The organism is Oerskovia sp. 140933 (assembly GCF_059651515.1).
The window spans coordinates 1-855 of the sequence record NZ_JAMXIO010000077.1; the positions used below are offsets into that span (position 1 = coordinate 1).

The 855-nt window shown below is 66.7% G+C and carries 1 protein-coding gene; it reads left to right on the forward strand.

Annotated elements, in window-relative coordinates; translation table 11 throughout:
* A partial coding sequence (locus NHG27_RS18970; protein WP_497017359.1) for an IS3 family transposase occupies positions 1–823 on the forward strand: 823 nt, incomplete at its 5' end.
* Positions 824–855: the final 32 nt, after the last annotated feature.

Consider the following 855-nt stretch of genomic DNA (forward strand, 5'->3'; position numbering starts at 1 on the left):
GACGTGCCGGGTCCTCAAGCTCGCCCGACAGCCCTACTACCGCTGGCTCGCCGCACCCGTGACCAGGCACGATCTCGAGGAGGCGTATCTGGCCAACGTCCTGTTCGACGCCCACGTCGAGGACCCCGAGTTCGGGCACCGACTGCTGGCCGACGAGGCCCACCGGGCCGGCTTGGCGGCGTGCGACCGGCGGGTGTGGCGGATCTGTCGCGACAACCGGTGGTGGTCCGTGTTCGGCAAGAAGCGCGCTAAGAACGGTAAGAAGGTCGGGCCGCCCGCGCACGATGATCTGGTGCTGCGCGTCTTCAAGGCCGACCGCCCCAACCAGGTATGGCTCTGGGACATCACCGAGCACCCTACGAGCGAGGGCAAGCTGTACTTGTGCGCGATCAAGGACCTGTACTCCAACCGGATCGTAGGCTACTCGATCAGCGACCGGATGAAGTCCAGGATCGCAGTGAACGCCCTGGTCAGCGCCGCGGCCCGCCGCGGTGACGTGACCGGTTGCGTGGTCCACTCGGACCGAGGCAGCCAGTTTCGAAGCAGGAAGGTCCTACGCGAACTGCACCGCCACGGCCTGCTCGGGTCCATGGGCCAGGTCGCCTCCGCCGGCGACAACGCCGCGATGGAGTCGTTCTTCTCCCTGCTGCAAAAGAACGTCCTGGACCGGCGCCGATGGGCCACCCGCCAGGACCTGCGCCTGGCGATCATCACCTGGATCGAACGGACCTACCACCGCCGCCGCAGGCAAGCCCGCCTCGGTCGACTGACACCCATCGAATACGAGACGATCAACACCCCTCAGGTCGCACTCGCCGCCTGAGACCATCTGACACCTATCCGTGCAGCAGACCC